Below are 14,441 nucleotides of genomic sequence, written 5' to 3'. Positions count from 1 at the left end.
TCTGGGCCGGGCGTTACTTGTCGTCGGCGGGGTCGTCAGTGCCCTCGGCGGGGTCGTCAGTGCCCTCGGCGGATTCGGGGATGCCGTCGGCGGGTTCGGGTTCGGGGTTGTCGTCGGCGAGGTCGGGGTTGTCGTCGGCGAGGTCGGGGTTGCCGTGGGCGAGGTCGGGGTTGCCGTGGGCGAGGTCGGGGTTGCCGTCGACGGGAGAGTCGGTGTTCTCGGCAGCCGGGGGGTCTGTGCCCTCGGCGGCGGGGTCGTCGGTGCTCTCGGCGGGATCGGGGATGCCGTCTGCGGGCTCATCGTCCGATTCGAGGACCCAGGCCTCGCCCGACGCGTCCGAGGACACCGGTTCGCCGTCGTCGGTGCGCGGGGTGTGCCGCGCGATGGCCGCGGCCAACGCGGCCTGTGCGACGCTACCGGTGTCGGGCGCGTCACCGTCGGCGCTGTGTGAGGAGGGTACGGATGCCGACCCGACTGCCGGTTCGGACTCCGGGACGGAATCGGTCGTGGTACCGGCGCCCTCGTCACGACCTCGGGCGTCGTCCCGTTCCATGTCGCGGTTCGTGTCGCGGTCGGCGTCGGCCCGGTCGGCATCGGCGTCGAATCTGTCGTCGACGTAGCCGAGCTCTCCGAGTTCTTCGAGTTCCTCGGCGCGTGCGTGGTGATAGATCGACAGACCCTGTTCCCGCCCCTTCGGCGCGAGCACGAAATAGGCAGCAGCGCAGGCGAACACGACGATGGCGGTGAAGACGTTGATCCGCGTGCCGAAGATGTGGGTGGCCGGGTCGGAGCGCATCAGCTCGACACCGAACCGACCGACGCAGTAGCCGGCCACATAGAGCGCGAAGAGTCGCCCGTGTCCGATACGGAACCGTCGGTCGGCGACGACGAGGAGGATCACGACGAGCATGTTCCACAGCAGTTCGTACAGGAACGTGGGGTGCACGATCGCGACGACGGTGCCGTTCGACGAACCGGTGATCAGTCCGGGATCGGCGAAGCCGTCGGAGTCGACGCGCTCGTAGATCTTCAGGCCCCACGGCACGGTGGTCTCCCGGCCGTAGAGCTCCTGATTGAAATAGTTTCCGAGTCGGCCGATCGCCTGGGCGAGCAGGATCGGCGGAGCGAGCGCGTCGCCGAAGGGTGGCAGTTTGATGCCGTGTCGTCGGGCGCCGATCCATGCACCCACCGCACCGAGCAGCACGGCACCCCAGATGCCGAGACCGCCGTCCCAGATCTTCAGGGCGTCGATCGGATCCTTCGGTCCGTCGCCGAAGTAGGTGCGCCAGTCGGTGGCGAGGTGATAGAGCCGGCCGCCGACGAGGCCGAACGGGACCGCCCAGATCGCGACGTCGAGGACCTCGCCCTCTTGTCCGCCACGAGCTTTCCACCGGCGGTTGCCCCACCAGACGGCGATGATGATGCCGGCGATGATGCACAGCGCATACGCACGCAGCGGAAGCGGGCCGAGGTACCACACTCCGGCCGGTGGGCTGGGGATGTAGGCCAGGATCGTCGAACCCGTTTGAGGCGTCGGCACCGTCACGCCTGCCACCCTAACCGACCCGCGCGGACGTCCCGCTCACCCGCCGGGCGCCGGCCCGACCGCGGTCGTCGGCACGGTCGTGGCCGCGTCACCTACGATGCGGCGGGTGCCGCCGAACGGACGCCGTCGGCCAGTTCACCGACGAGTGCCGCGAGGTCCCGGCTACTCTCCTTGGCCGCGCTGACCAGCGCAGAGCCAACGATCACTCCGTCTGCGTACGCGGCGATCTCGGCGGCCTGCGCCTTGTTGCGCACGCCGAGTCCGACGCCGATCGGGATGTCGGAGTGTGCCCGCACACGCGCGCAGAGTTCCGGCGCGGCGTCGGAGACCGCGTCACGGGCCCCCGTGACACCCATCGTCGACGCGGCGTAGATGAACCCGCGCGACGCGTCCACGGTCATCGCCAGGCGCTCGTTGGTCGACGACGGCGCGACGAGATAGATCCGGTCGAGTCCGTGCTCGTCGGAGGCGGTGTGCCACGCGGCCCCCTCCTCCGGGATCAGGTTCGGGGTGATCAGGCCGGCGCCCCCGGCGTTCGCGAGGTCGCGGGAAAACCGATCGATGCCGTACTGCAGCACCGGGTTCCAGTAACTCATCACGACCGACTGGCCACCGGCGTCGGAGATCGCCTGAACGGCGGTGAACACGTCACGCACCCGGACACCGCCGGCGAGCGCCGTGTCGGCGGCCTCCTGGATGGTGGGCCCGTCCATCACCGGGTCCGAGTACGGGACACCGACCTCGATGATGTCGCAGCCCGCCTCGACCATCGCGCGGAAGTACTCGACCGACTTCTCGACGGTCGGATAGCCGACGGGCAGGTATCCGATGAGGGCGCTGTGTCCTTCCTCGCGGCAGCGGGCGAAGGTGGGTCCGAGCTTGGACGGCGTGGTGTGGGTGACCGTCCCGGATGTGGTGGCGCTCATACGGTCTCCCCTGTCTGCTCGCCGCCGGCCGACGCCTCGTCCTGTGATGGCGGCTTGTCGAACAGGTCGAACCACCTGGCCGCGGTGTCGACGTCCTTGTCACCCCGTCCGGAGAGGCTGACGATGATGACCGCTCCGTCCCCGAGTTCCTGCCCGAGTTTCAGCGCACCGGCCACCGCGTGGGCCGATTCGATTGCCGGGATGATGCCCTCCCGTCGGCTGAGCAGCGCGAGCGCGTCCATCGCCTCGGTGTCGGTGATGGGCTCGTAGGTCGCGCGACCGGTGTCCTTGAGGAAGGCGTGTTCGGGCCCCACACCCGGGTAGTCCAGTCCTGCGGAGATCGAGTGCGACTCGATGGTCTGTCCGTCCTCGTCCTGCAGGAGATACGAGTACGCCCCTTGGAAGGCGCCGGGCGTACCACCGGTGAAGGTGGCGGCATGGCGACCGGTGTCGACCCCGTCCCCCGCGGCCTCGTAGCCGACGAGGCGGACCTCGGTGTCGTCGATGAACGGATGGAAGATCCCGATCGCATTGGATCCGCCGCCGACGCACGCGACGACGGCGTCGGGGAGCCGGTCTGTCTGTTCGAGGATCTGCGCCCGTGCCTCCAGGCCGATGACACGTTGCAGATCGCGCACCATGGCCGGGAACGGATGCGGCCCGGCGGCCGTGCCGAAGCAGTAATAGGTGTTGTGCGCGTTGGTGACCCAGTCGCGCATGGCCTCGTTGATCGCGTCCTTGAGGGTGGCCGACCCGTTGTCGACGGCGATGACCTCGGCGCCGAGCAACCGCATCCGAGCCACGTTGAGCGCCTGGCGGTCGGTGTCGACGCGCCCCATGTAGACGACGCAGTCGAGCCCGAGGAGCGCGCAGGCGGTCGCGGTGGCGACGCCGTGCTGGCCGGCGCCGGTCTCGGCGATGACGCGCGACTTGCCCATCCGTGCGGCGAGCAGCGCCTGACCCAGGACATTGTTGATCTTGTGGGATCCGGTGTGGTTGAGGTCTTCGCGTTTGAGGAAGATTCGTGCGCCGCCGGCGGATTCGCGCAGTCGCTTGGCCTCGTAGAGCGGTGAGGGACGACCCGTGTAATCGCGCTGCAGCCGGTCGAGCTCGGCGAGGTAGTCGTCGTCGCGCCGGAGCTTCTGATAGGTGGTGGTGACCTCGTCGATCACCGCCATGAGGGCTTCGGGGACGTGCCTACCGCCGTAGACACCGAAATGACCGCCCTCGTCGGGTTCGATGGACGTGCGGGTGGTGAGGCCGACGCTGGCGGCGGGATAGGACGTGTCTGGGGAATCGGTATGCGCGGTCACGGTCTCTTGTTCGCTATCGGGGTCCGCAGGCGGAAAAGGCTGTCAGCGAACCGGTTTCGGGCAGGACGGGTGGGTACCCGCGGTGACCAGCTCGGAGACGGCGGCCCGGGGGTCGCCGCTGGTGACGAGCCCCTCTCCGACCAGTACGGCGTCCGCGCCGGCTCCGGCATAGGCCAGCAGATCGGCGGTGCCGCGCACCCCGGACTCGGCGATGCGGATCACCTTCGTCGGCAGGCCGGGGGCGATGCGGGAGAAACAGTCGCGGTCGACCTCGAGGGTCTTGAGGTTGCGGGCGTTGACGCCGACGACGGATGCGCCGGCCTCCAGCGCGCGGTTCGCCTCCTCCTCGGTGTGCACCTCGACGAGCGCGGTCATGCCGAGGCTCTCGGTGCGGTCGAGCAGGGAGGCGAGCACGTTCTGTTCCAGCGCGGCGACGATCAGCAGGATGACGTCGGCGCCGTGCGCGCGCGCCTCGTGGATCTGGTACGGACCGACGATGAAGTCCTTGCGCAGGACCGGGATGTCGACCGCGGCACGGACACTGTCGAGGTCGTCGAGCGATCCACGGAAGCGGCGCTGTTCGGTGAGCACGCTGATGATCCGCGCACCGCCGGCCTCGTAGGCGCTCGCCAGTTCGGCGGGATCGGCGATGGTGGCGAGATCTCCCTTGGACGGGCTGGCCCGCTTGACCTCGGCGATGACCCCGATGCCGGGCAGCTGCAACGCCGCCATCGCATCCTTGGGGTCCGGGGCCTTCGTGGACGCCGCCTTGACAGCCGCGTAGTCGACCACGGCTTCGCGCGCGGCGACGTCAGCTTTCACTCCCTCGATGATGGAGTCGAGGACAGTCGGCGAGGTCACGACCGTTGGCCCCCTTTCGATGTTCGTGTGGTCTCAGGGTAGCCGGAGGGCCGAATCGTCCTGTGGCCGGGTTGGCTGCTCAGCGCTGGTCTCCTCGGCGTCGTTCTTCCCCGTGGTCGTCGGGGACGTCGGTCGGATCGATCCCGGTGTCGAGTGCGTCCCACAACATGCGTTCGTTCGCGGGAGGCGCATCGTTACCCGTGCTGCTCGGGCCGGTCGAGGTATCGGCGGCGTCGTCCGGCGACACCGGCTGTCCGGTCGCCTCGCCGGACACAAACGGCGAGCCCTGCGCCGCCCCCGACTTCCGCTTGTCGTGGTCGGCGAAGATCTGACGCTCGATTTCCTCGCGCCGGGCCCCGGGGGTCTTGTACTTCGACGACATCCCCGAGACCCCGCCGGCGACGCGCAGGAGCAGCACTCCCGCCAGCACCGCGCACACCGTGCCGGCCAGCACGACGACCGCCGCCCAGGAGTTGGTGGTGATGAGGATGATCTGGAAGCGGCCGGGGATGTCGGCGGCGTCGGACGCGTAGTCGGAGTCGGCGCCGCCGGTCACGAGGGAGATCGCCGGGATCGCGGCGAGCACACCGGCGGCGGCGACCAGCAGCGCGATGATCCGAAGGCCCCAGCCGCGGACCGAGAACGCCGCGAGGATGGCGGCGAGCAGGACGAGGGCCAGCGGGGTGAGCCAGGGACTCCAGTCCGATCCCCTGACGTCGAAGTCACGCGGTGGGGCGAGGCCGTCGGCGGCCAGCACCCGACACCAATTGAGCCGGGACGCCGTCCAGTACGCCAGCGCGGCCAACGCCAACAGGACTGCGGCGATCATCTGACGACGACGCAGGTAGGCCTTGACCGCGACGGCCGTCTCGTCGCCGGACGGGTTCGGCGTGGTCATGACGGTCCCTTCGTCGTCGCCGGGGCCGCGCCGCCGACGCGACGCATCGTCGCGGCCGCCGCGACCGCGTTGAGGACGGCCGTCGCCTTGTTGCGTGCCTCGTTGTACTCGTATTCGGGTTCGCTGTCGGCGACGACGCCACCACCGGCCTGGACGTAGGCGCGGCCGTCGGCCATCAGGGCGGTACGGATGGCGATGGCGGTGTCCGCGTCGCCGGCGAAGTCGAGGTAGCCGACGATGCCGCCGTACAGTCCGCGCCGGGTCAGCTCACGCTCGTCGATGAGTTCCATCGCCCGGACCTTCGGCGCGCCGGTCAGGGTGCCGGCGGGAAAGCACGCCGACACGGCGTCGAGCGCGTGTTTGTCGTCTCGCAACGTCCCCGACACCGTCGAGACCAGGTGCATGACGTGGCTGTAGCGCTCGACGTGACGGTAGTCGCTGACCTTGACGGTGCCCGGCCGGCAGACGCGTCCGAGATCGTTGCGCCCGAGATCGACGAGCATCAGGTGCTCGGCGTTCTCCTTCTCGTCCTCGACGAGCCCCTTGGCGAGGAGCTGGTCCTCCTCCTCCGTCGCGCCGCGCCAGCGGGTGCCCGCGATCGGATGGGTCGTCGCGACGCCGTCCTGCACGGTCACCAGAGCCTCGGGGCTGCTGCCGACGATGGTGAACGGTCCGCGTCCGGTCCCGCCTGGCATGCGCAGCAGGTACATGTACGGACTCGGATTCGAGGCGCGCAACACGCGGTAGACGTCGACGGGGTCGGCGTCGGTGTCCATCTCGAATCGCTGCGACGGAACGACCTGGAAGGCCTCACCGGCCTCGATCTCGCCGACGAGGTCGACGACGATCTCGCTGTACTCCTCGAGCGTGCGTTGTGACGTGTACTCCGGCGTCGGACGGTCGAAATGGGACACGGTCGACGGTGCCGGTGCGGCGAGCGCCTCGGTCATCGCGTCGAGTCGTGACACGGCGTCGGCGTAGGCCTCCTCTGCGCGCTCGTCCGAACCGTCCCAGTTCACGGCGTTGGCGATCAGCGTGATGGTGCCCTCGTGGTGGTCGACGGCGGCGACATCGGTCGCCAGCAGCATCATCATGTCGGGCAGACCGAGGTCGTCGACCGGGGTTCCCGGCAGCCGTTCGAGCCGTCGGACCATGTCGTAGGCGAAGAAACCGACGAATCCGCCGGTCAGTGGCGGCATCCCGGGGAAGGGGTCGGTCGCGAGCAGGCGCAGCGACTCGGCGAGCGCGGCCAGCGGATCGCCGCCGTCGGGCGCGCCGCTGGGCACCTCCCCCCACCATCGGGCCTCACCGTCGACGACGGTGAGCGCCGACGGCGACCGCGCACCGATGAACGACCACCGCGACCACGATCGGCCGTTCTCCGCCGATTCGAGCAGGAACGTGCCCTCCCGGTCGCCGGCGAGTTTGCGGTAGGCCGACAACGGTGTCTCCGAGTCGGCGAGGACCTTGCGGGTCACCGGAACGACGCGGTGGTCGGCCGCGAGATCCAGGAACTCCTCGAGTGTGGTGGTCGCGCTCATCCCAGCGGCTCGCCGCCCACGCCCCAGTGCTGTCGCGGTACCTCGGTGATGGTCACCCAGACCGAATCGGGGTTCTTCCCGGTCGCCTTGGCGTACGCCTCGGTGACCGCCGCGATGGCCTCGCGTTTGACCCGGTCGGACAGGCCGGGGGTCTGCGAGATCTGGATCAGTGGCATGGACGCCGTCACCGCCTTTCTGCTGGAGTGGTCGGGTTCATTCTCCCCCGCCGTCGGCCGCGGGCAGCAGCGACGGGGTGTCGAAACAGCTGTGGTTGCCGGTGTGGCAGGCCGCACCGACCTGGTCGACGACCAGCAGCACGGTGTCGCCGTCGCAGTCGAGCCGCACGTCGTGCACGTACTGGGTGTGCCCGGACGTCTCGCCCTTGACCCAGTACTGCTGTCGGGAGCGCGAGTAGTAGGTGCCCTGCCGGGTCGCCAGGGTGCGTTCGAGCGCGACGTCGTCCATCCACGCCATCATCAGGACGATGCCGGTGCCGCGCTCCTGGGCGACCGCGGCGAAGAGCCCGTCGTCGTTGCGTTTGAGCCGGGCGGAGAGCTCGGGATCGAGGGCCATCACGGGTGTCCTGTCCTGCTCGTCGGTCTACGGAGATGATCGGGGGGCGTTCGGTGGGGCCAACGTCGCATCAGCGGACGATGATTCCGTCGGCGGCCATCGCCGACTTCACGTCGGGGATGGTCAGCTCACCGAAATGGAACACCGAGGCGGCCAGCACGGCGTCGGCACCGGCCTCGACCGCAGGGGCGAAATCGCCGATCGCGCCGGCGCCGCCGCTGGCGATCACCGGCACGTCCACCTCGGCGCGTACCGCCGCCAGCATCCGTAGATCGAATCCGCGTTTCGTGCCGTCGGCGTCCATCGAGTTGAGGAGGATCTCACCGACGCCGAGTTCCTGGCCGCGGCGCGCCCACTCGAGGGCGTCGATGCCGGTCCCCCGGCGTCCACCGTGCGTAGTCACCTCCCACCCGGAGGGGGTGGGCGCCTCCCCGTCCGGCACGGTGCGGGCGTCGACCGACAGCACGATGCACTGCGAGCCGAACCGCCGGCTCATATCGGCGAGGACCTCGGGTCGGGCGATGGCGGCGGTGTTGACGCTGACCTTGTCGGCGCCGGCACGCAGCATCGTGTCGACGTCCTCGACGGTGCGGATGCCGCCGCCGACGGTGAGCGGGATGAAGATCTGATCGGCGGTGCGCTTGACGACGTCGATCATCGTCGAGCGCCCCGAACTCGACGCGGTGACGTCGAGGAAGGTCAGTTCGTCGGCGCCTTCCCGGTCATAGCGGCCGGCGAGTTCGACCGGATCACCGGCGTCACGCAGATTCTGGAAGTTGACCCCCTTGACGACGCGGCCGTCGTCGACGTCCAGACAGGGGATGACTCGAACGGCAACCGTCATGACCGACCTCCTGGGTTCGCGGGGGGTGTCGTCCCGACGTCACCGGCGGCGCCCCACTCGTCGCCGACGACGTCGGCGATCACCGCCATGATCTCCTCGTGTACCCCGGGGGCGGCGCACACCAGCGACGGCGACGACGCCGTCCACGGCGCGCCGCTCAGGTCGGTGGCCACACCACCTGCCGCCCGCACCAACGCCGCGCCCGCTGCGTTATCCCAGGCGTGACGTCCGAAAGCGATTGCGCCACCGAAGATCCCAGCCGCGGTGTAGGCCATGTCGACGCCGGTGCTGCCGGTCATCCGCAGGCGCGCGACCCGCGAGCTCAGGGCCCGGATGACATCGGCGCGACGCGCCCCCGGGTACCGGCCGCGGCCCGCGGCGTTGAACGGCCCGTAGGCGATCGCGGAGGCCTTCAGGTCGAGTGGTGCCAGCGCGGGCGCGGGCGCGCCGTCGGCGAGCAGCGGACCGTCGACGTGAGCGGCATAGCGTCGACCGAGCAGCGGCAACCAGGTGAGACCGAGCACCGGATCGCCGTCGACGAGCAGGCCGAGCAGGATCCCGGCCATCGGCACGCCGGTCGAGTAGTTGTAGGTGCCGTCGACGGGATCGAGGACCCAGACCGCGCCCTCGGTGACCGGCGGACCCCCGAACTCCTCACCGTGCACCGGGATCTGCGTGCGGTCGGCGAGCTCGGCGGCGAGGCGGCGTTCGAGATCCAGGTCGACCTGCGTGGCGAAGTCGGTCACGCCCTTCTCGACGGCACTCGGGGCGCCGAGGCCGGCGACGAACTCGTCGACGGCGGAGTCGAGGACGGCGCTCGCGATATCGAGCAGACGCTGGTGATCCATCACGTCCCGGCGACGGCCGAGAGTGCCTCGGGCAACGTGAACCGGCCGGCGTAGAGCGCCTTACCGACGATCGCGCCCTCCATGCCCCGGTCGACGAGCCCCGAGATGGCGATGAGGTCGTCGAGCGCGGAGACCCCGCCGGACGCGACGATCGGCGCCGACGTCGCGTCGGCCACCTCGCCGAGCAGTTCGAGGTTCGGGCCGCCGAGCGTGCCGTCCTTGGAGACGTCGGTGACCACATAGCGCGAGCAGCCGTCGCGGTCGAGCCGGGTCAGCACCTCCCACAGGTCGCCGCCGTCGGTGACCCAGCCACGCCCCCGCAGACGATAGGACTCGCCCTCCCTGATCACGTCGAGACCGACGGCGATCCGATCCCCGTACCGATCGATCGCGCGTGCGCACCAGTCGGGGTTCTCCAGGGCGGCGGTGCCCAGATTGACGCGGGTGCAGCCGGTACCCAGAGCCGCGGCCAGCGAATCGTCGTCGCGGATGCCGCCGGACAGTTCCACCTTGACGTCGAGTTCGCCGACGACGTCGGCGAGGAGCTCCCGGTTGTTCCCACGGCCGAACGCGGCGTCGAGGTCGACGAGATGAATCCATTCGGCGCCGTCGGACTGCCACGCCAGTGCGGCCTCACGGGGCGACCCGTAGGAGGTCTCGGTGCCGGCTGCGCCCTGCACCAGTCGGACGGCCTGCCCGTCGGCGACGTCGACGGCCGGGAGGAGTTCAAGGGTGTTACCCATCGGTGGCGGAGTTCCTGTCTGTCGGTTCGATGGTGCGTGGGTCGAGGCTGCCCGGAGGAGCGGTGCCGTCGGGACGCGCGGCGGGTGGGCGGGCGGTCCGGTCGTGTTGCTCGGCGGCGCGCGCAGCCAGGATCTCACGCTCGGCGGTGGCGATCATCCGCCGGGAGACGGTTCCGATCGCGGCGATCATCGCGAGGACCGCGAGGAGTGCGACGACGAGGCCCGCGATCGGCGACCAGTGCGCGATGGCCAGGATGATCGGGATCGACACCACGAGCACGAGGACGCCGGCGCCCAGTGCATAGAACACCAGTTTGCCGAGCGAGAAGCGGGTGCCGTCGACGTTCATCCGAGTGACCGCACCCAGTTGCGCAGCAGGTGTGCCCCTGCGTCGCCGGACTTCTCCGGGTGGAACTGGGTGGCGGACAGCGCGCCGTTCTCGACCGCGGCCAGGAACGGCCCCCCATGGTGGGCCCAGGTCAGTTTCGGCGCGGCGAGAGGCGTGCCGTCGCTGTCCATCTCCCAGCTCTGCGCGGCGTAGGAGTGCACGAAGTAGAACCGCGTGTCGGCGTCGAGACCGTCGAACAGCGCCGTCCCCTCGGCGGCCTCGACGGTGTTCCAGCCCATGTGCGGCAGCACCGGCGCGGGCAGCCGGCTGATGGTGCCCGGCCATTCGCCGCATCCGTCGGCCTCGACACCGAACTCGACGCCGCGATCGAACAGGATCTGCATGCCCACACAGATGCCCAGCACGGGCCGGCCGCCGGCGAGACGCTGATCGATGATGCGGTGTCCATTGACCGCCTTCAGACCCTCCATACAGGCGGCGAAGGCCCCGACGCCGGGTACGACCAGGCCGTCACACTCGGTCGCGGCGTCCCGGTCGTCGGTGACGGTGACGTCGGCGCCGGCACGCTCGAGCGCGCGCTGCGCGGATCGGAGGTTGCCCGAGCCGTAGTCGAGGATGGTGACCGCAGGGGCGCCGGTCATCGGACGCACCACCCCGCGCCGGACAACAGCTTTCCGGAGAAGCGACCCCGGGATCCGCCCTCTGGACGGGTGCCGTCGACGATATGTGCGCGCGTCCTCTGCGCGGGGCGCATCCCCGGGGTGCTTTTCCGGAGCACGCTGCCGGGGATGCTGCCTGCGATCACCGGCCCCATCAGAGCGCACCCTTCGTCGACGGCACGCCGCTGACCCGGGGGTCGTACTCGGTGGCGGCGCGCAGCGCGCGGGCGACGGCCTTGAACTCGGCCTCGGTGACGTGGTGCTGATCGCGGCCATAGAGCACGCGGACGTGCAGTGCGATGCGGGCGTTCAGGGCGATCGACTCGAACACGTGCCGGTTGATCACCGTCGAGTACGGCACCCCCGGATAGCCACCGATGACCGCGGTGAGGAGATGGTCGGGTTCGCCGGTGTGCACGCAGTAGGGGCGCCCGGAGACGTCGACGACCGCGTGGGCCAGCGTCTCGTCCATCGGGATCCACGAATCGCCGAACCGGCGGATGCCCTTCTTGTCGCCGAGGGCCTGTCCGAGCGCCTGTCCGAGCACGATCGCGGTGTCCTCGATCGTGTGATGCCCCTCGACCTCGACGTCGCCCTTCGCCTCGACGGTCAGGTCGAAACTGCCGTGCTGACCGAAGGCCGTGAGCATGTGGTCGAAGAACGCGATACCGGTGGAGATCGAGGTGACGCCGGTACCGTCGAGGTTCAGCTCGACGGTGATCGACGATTCCTTGGTGGTGCGTTCGACACGAGCGATCCGCGGGGCGGGTGAGGTGGTCACCGGGAGTTCTCCAGATCTGTGGGCGCAAGCGTTCGGCTGACATCGAGGAAGGCATCGTTCTCGGCCGCCAACCCGATGGTGACACGCAGATGACCGGCGATTCCGACGTCACGGATCAACACGCCGTGGTCGAGGTAGTGCTGCCAGGTCGCCGACGCATCGCGGAACCGTCCGAACAGCAGGAAGTTCGCGTCGGAGTCGATCACGTGGTGGCCCATGTCGGTCAGCTCGCCGACGACACGCCGGCGTTCGTCGATGATCGCGGCCACGCCCGCCAGCGTGTCGTCGCGGTGGCGCAGGGCCGCGCGCGCCGATGCCTGGGTGAGCACCGACAGGTGATACGGCAACCGCACCAGCTGCAACGCGTCGACGACCGCCGGGGCGGCGGCGAGATAGCCGAGCCGTCCGCCGGCGAACGCGAACGCCTTGCTCATCGTCCGGCTGACCACGACCTTCGTCGGGTACTGCTCGATGAGTTCCACGGCGCTCGGCTGCCGGGAGAACTCTCCGTAGGCCTCGTCGACGACGACGATCCCGGGCGCCGCCTCGACGATCGCGCGCAGGCCGTCGTTCGGGATCGACCCGCCGGTCGGGTTGTTCGGCGACGTCACGAACACCACGTCGGGTCGACGGTTGGTCACCTCGGCGACCGCGTACGGGATGTCGAGGGAGAAGTCCGAGGCGCGGACGGCGTGCAGCCACGTGGTGTCCGTGCCGTCGGAGATGATCGGATGCATCGAGTACGACGGCACGAAGCCGAGGGCACGACGTCCGGGCCCGCCGAACGCCTGCAGCAACTGCTGCAGGATCTCGTTGGAGCCGTTGGCCGCCCACACGTTGTGCACCGACAGCGTGGTCCCGGTGGCCTGGGTCAGATACTCGGCGAGGTCGGCGCGCAACGCGACCGCGTCCCGATCCGGGTAGCGGTGCAGCTCGGCCGCCGCCTCCCGCGCCGAGTCGGCGACGTCGGCGATCAACGCGGCCGACGGCGGGTGCGGGTTCTCATTGGTGTTCAGGACCACGGGCACCTTGAGTTGCGGTGCGCCATAAGCACTCTTGCCCCGCAGGTTCTCCCGCAGGGGGAGATCGTCGACGCAGATCTGTCCACCGGGCACGCCGGAGGTGTCGAGGTCCACCGAATCCGGGGCGCTCACGAGGCACCCGCTTCTGTCGCCGCCCCGCTCGTGACGAAGCGCTGCTTCACCGCATCGCCGTGTCCGGGAAGGTCTTCGGCGTCGGCGAGGGTGACGACCTTGTCGGCGACGGCGCGCAGCGCGTCCTCGTCGTAGTCGATGACGTGCACACCCTTGAGGAACGTCTGCACCGACAGACCCGATGCGAAGCGGGCCGAACCCGAGGTCGGCAGAACGTGATTGGAGCCCGCGCAGTAGTCGCCGAGACTGACCGGCGCATACGGTCCGACGAAGATCGCGCCCGCGTTCTGCACCCGGTCGGCGACCGCGGCCGCGTCGCGGGTCTGGATCTCGAGGTGCTCGGCAGCGTAGGCGTCGACCACGGTCAGACCGGCGTCGAGGTCGTCGACGAGCACGATGCCCGACTGCTTGCCCGACAGCGCGGTCATCACGCGTTCGCGGTGCTTGGTCGTGGCGACCTGCGCGTCGAGGGCGAGGTCGACGGCGTCGGCGAGGTCGGCGCTGTCGGTCACGAGGACCGAGGCCGCGAGCACGTCGTGCTCGGCCTGGCTGATGAGGTCGGACGCCAGGATGCCGGGGTCGGCGCTGTCGTCGGCGAGGATCGCGATCTCGGTCGGCCCGGCCTCCGAGTCGATGCCGACGACGCTGCGGCACAAGCGCTTCGCCGCTGTCACGAAGATGTTGCCGGGTCCGGTCACGAGGTCGACGGGATCGAGGACGGCGCCGTCGGAGTCGGTGCCGCCGTAGGCGAGGAGGGCCACGCCCTGGGCACCACCGACGGCCCACACCTCGTCGACCCCGAGCAGGGCGCAGGCGGCGAGAATGGTCGGGTGGGGCCTGCCACCGAAGTCCTTCTGCGGGGGCGAGGCGATCACCAGGGAGCCGACGCCGGCCTCCTGGGCCGGCACCACGTTCATGATCACCGACGACGGGTACACCGCGTTGCCGCCGGGTACGTACAGACCGACACGTCGGACGGGAATCCACTTCTCGCTGACGACGCCGCCGTCGACGACCTGGGTCCGGGACGTCTCCCGGCGCTGATCGGCGTGCACCTTGCGGGCACGCACGATCGATTCGCGCAGGGCGTCGGCGACCGCGGGGTCGAGTTGATCGAGTGCATCCGCGATGACCGACGGCGGCACCCGTACCGAGTCCGGACGCACGCCGTCGAACTGCTCACCGAACTCGAGGGCGGCGTCCGCGCCGCGCTCGGAGACCTCATGGACCAACGGCGCCACCGTGTCGAGGACGGCATTGACGTCGGTTCCCCCGCGGGGCAGCGCACGTCGCAGTTCAGCGAGCGTGGGCCGGGCACCGCGCAGGTCGGTTCGGGCGAGCATCGGGTTCTCCTGTGAGCCGGGAACGGCGCACTTCGTGCGCACACATCACCCACGAGTTTATG

Annotated in this window: 16 protein-coding genes; all 16 read right to left on the bottom strand. The window is 69.8% G+C overall.

Annotation, left to right across the window (positions count from 1 at the left end):
- Positions 1 to 13: 13 nt before the first annotated feature.
- The 16 genes from lgt to hisD all read right to left on the bottom strand — a co-directional run bounded on the left by lgt (position 14) and on the right by hisD (position 14,379).
- A complete protein-coding gene (lgt, locus tag QSJ19_RS02550; RefSeq protein WP_286318110.1) occupies positions 14 to 1,546 on the bottom strand; it encodes a prolipoprotein diacylglyceryl transferase in 1,533 nt (510 codons plus the stop codon).
- 92 nt (positions 1,547 to 1,638) lie between these two features.
- The gene (gene trpA / locus QSJ19_RS02545; RefSeq protein ID WP_286318109.1) at positions 1,639 to 2,472 is read right to left on the bottom strand and encodes a tryptophan synthase subunit alpha; all 834 of its coding nucleotides are present in this window, start codon (positions 2,470 to 2,472) and stop codon (positions 1,639 to 1,641) included.
- Positions 2,469 to 3,785: a tryptophan synthase subunit beta gene (trpB, locus tag QSJ19_RS02540; RefSeq protein ID WP_286318108.1), complete on the bottom strand. Its 1,317-nt coding sequence runs from the start codon at positions 3,783 to 3,785 to the stop codon at positions 2,469 to 2,471. Before trpB ends, trpA begins: the two co-directional genes overlap by 4 nt.
- A 42-nt stretch (positions 3,786 to 3,827) precedes the next feature.
- Complete coding sequence (trpC, locus tag QSJ19_RS02535) at positions 3,828 to 4,646, bottom strand: indole-3-glycerol phosphate synthase TrpC (RefSeq protein ID WP_187589267.1); 819 nt, start codon at positions 4,644 to 4,646, stop codon at positions 3,828 to 3,830.
- 79 nt (positions 4,647 to 4,725) lie between these two features.
- Positions 4,726 to 5,544, bottom strand: coding sequence for a TIGR02234 family membrane protein (locus QSJ19_RS02530; RefSeq protein ID WP_286318107.1), 819 nt, complete (start codon positions 5,542 to 5,544; stop codon positions 4,726 to 4,728).
- Positions 5,541 to 7,085, bottom strand: a complete 1,545-nt coding sequence (locus tag QSJ19_RS02525) for an anthranilate synthase component I (RefSeq protein ID WP_286318106.1) — start codon at positions 7,083 to 7,085, stop codon at positions 5,541 to 5,543. The genes QSJ19_RS02530 and QSJ19_RS02525 overlap by 4 nt, the downstream gene beginning before the upstream one ends.
- The gene (locus QSJ19_RS02520) at positions 7,082 to 7,261 is read right to left on the bottom strand and encodes a tautomerase family protein (RefSeq protein ID WP_286318105.1); all 180 of its coding nucleotides are present in this window, start codon (positions 7,259 to 7,261) and stop codon (positions 7,082 to 7,084) included. Before QSJ19_RS02520 ends, QSJ19_RS02525 begins: the two co-directional genes overlap by 4 nt.
- A 37-nt stretch (positions 7,262 to 7,298) precedes the next feature.
- Entirely contained in the window at positions 7,299 to 7,658 is a 360-nt protein-coding gene (hisI, locus tag QSJ19_RS02515; protein ID WP_286318104.1) for a phosphoribosyl-AMP cyclohydrolase, read from the bottom strand.
- A gap of 70 nt (positions 7,659 to 7,728) precedes the next feature.
- On the bottom strand, positions 7,729 to 8,502 hold the full coding sequence (hisF, locus tag QSJ19_RS02510; RefSeq protein WP_286318103.1) for an imidazole glycerol phosphate synthase subunit HisF: 774 nt from the start codon (positions 8,500 to 8,502) through the stop codon (positions 7,729 to 7,731).
- Positions 8,499 to 9,350: an inositol monophosphatase family protein gene (locus QSJ19_RS02505; RefSeq protein ID WP_286318102.1), complete on the bottom strand. Its 852-nt coding sequence runs from the start codon at positions 9,348 to 9,350 to the stop codon at positions 8,499 to 8,501. The genes hisF and QSJ19_RS02505 overlap by 4 nt, the downstream gene beginning before the upstream one ends.
- Positions 9,350 to 10,093, bottom strand: coding sequence for a bifunctional 1-(5-phosphoribosyl)-5-((5-phosphoribosylamino)methylideneamino)imidazole-4-carboxamide isomerase/phosphoribosylanthranilate isomerase PriA (gene priA / locus QSJ19_RS02500; protein ID WP_286318101.1), 744 nt, complete (start codon positions 10,091 to 10,093; stop codon positions 9,350 to 9,352). The genes QSJ19_RS02505 and priA overlap by 1 nt, the downstream gene beginning before the upstream one ends.
- Entirely contained in the window at positions 10,086 to 10,442 is a 357-nt protein-coding gene (locus QSJ19_RS02495) for a hypothetical protein (protein ID WP_286318100.1), read from the bottom strand. The genes priA and QSJ19_RS02495 overlap by 8 nt, the downstream gene beginning before the upstream one ends.
- The gene (gene hisH, locus QSJ19_RS02490; protein ID WP_286318099.1) at positions 10,439 to 11,083 is read right to left on the bottom strand and encodes an imidazole glycerol phosphate synthase subunit HisH; all 645 of its coding nucleotides are present in this window, start codon (positions 11,081 to 11,083) and stop codon (positions 10,439 to 10,441) included. Before hisH ends, QSJ19_RS02495 begins: the two co-directional genes overlap by 4 nt.
- A gap of 172 nt (positions 11,084 to 11,255) precedes the next feature.
- Positions 11,256 to 11,882, bottom strand: coding sequence for an imidazoleglycerol-phosphate dehydratase HisB (gene hisB / locus QSJ19_RS02485; protein WP_286318098.1), 627 nt, complete (start codon positions 11,880 to 11,882; stop codon positions 11,256 to 11,258).
- Positions 11,879 to 13,036: a histidinol-phosphate transaminase gene (locus QSJ19_RS02480; RefSeq protein ID WP_286318097.1), complete on the bottom strand. Its 1,158-nt coding sequence runs from the start codon at positions 13,034 to 13,036 to the stop codon at positions 11,879 to 11,881. The genes hisB and QSJ19_RS02480 overlap by 4 nt, the downstream gene beginning before the upstream one ends.
- Complete coding sequence (gene hisD / locus QSJ19_RS02475) at positions 13,033 to 14,379, bottom strand: histidinol dehydrogenase (protein ID WP_286318096.1); 1,347 nt, start codon at positions 14,377 to 14,379, stop codon at positions 13,033 to 13,035. The genes QSJ19_RS02480 and hisD overlap by 4 nt, the downstream gene beginning before the upstream one ends.
- Positions 14,380 to 14,441 lie beyond the last annotated feature (62 nt).

The organism is Gordonia sp. ABSL11-1, assembly GCF_030315685.1.
Taxonomy (GTDB): Bacteria; Actinomycetota; Actinomycetes; order Mycobacteriales; family Mycobacteriaceae; genus Gordonia.
Note: the sequence above shows the minus strand (reverse complement) of the source record. Positions and strands in the feature narration are given on the sequence as shown.

Coding starts and splice junctions, on each gene's coding strand:
- QSJ19_RS02525 (WP_286318106.1), bottom strand. CDS start 7,085: ATGAGCGCGACCACCACACTCGAGGAGTTCCTGGATCTCGCGGCCGAC.
- trpA (WP_286318109.1), bottom strand. CDS start 2,472: ATGAGCGCCACCACATCCGGGACGGTCACCCACACCACGCCGTCCAAG.
- QSJ19_RS02530 (WP_286318107.1), bottom strand. CDS start 5,544: ATGACCACGCCGAACCCGTCCGGCGACGAGACGGCCGTCGCGGTCAAG.
- priA (WP_286318101.1), bottom strand. CDS start 10,093: ATGGGTAACACCCTTGAACTCCTCCCGGCCGTCGACGTCGCCGACGGG.
- QSJ19_RS02520 (WP_286318105.1), bottom strand. CDS start 7,261: ATGCCACTGATCCAGATCTCGCAGACCCCCGGCCTGTCCGACCGGGTC.
- hisF (WP_286318103.1), bottom strand. CDS start 8,502: ATGACGGTTGCCGTTCGAGTCATCCCCTGTCTGGACGTCGACGACGGC.
- hisD (WP_286318096.1), bottom strand. CDS start 14,379: ATGCTCGCCCGAACCGACCTGCGCGGTGCCCGGCCCACGCTCGCTGAA.
- hisH (WP_286318099.1), bottom strand. CDS start 11,083: ATGACCGGCGCCCCTGCGGTCACCATCCTCGACTACGGCTCGGGCAAC.
- hisI (WP_286318104.1), bottom strand. CDS start 7,658: ATGGCCCTCGATCCCGAGCTCTCCGCCCGGCTCAAACGCAACGACGAC.
- QSJ19_RS02505 (WP_286318102.1), bottom strand. CDS start 9,350: ATGGATCACCAGCGTCTGCTCGATATCGCGAGCGCCGTCCTCGACTCC.
- QSJ19_RS02495 (WP_286318100.1), bottom strand. CDS start 10,442: ATGAACGTCGACGGCACCCGCTTCTCGCTCGGCAAACTGGTGTTCTAT.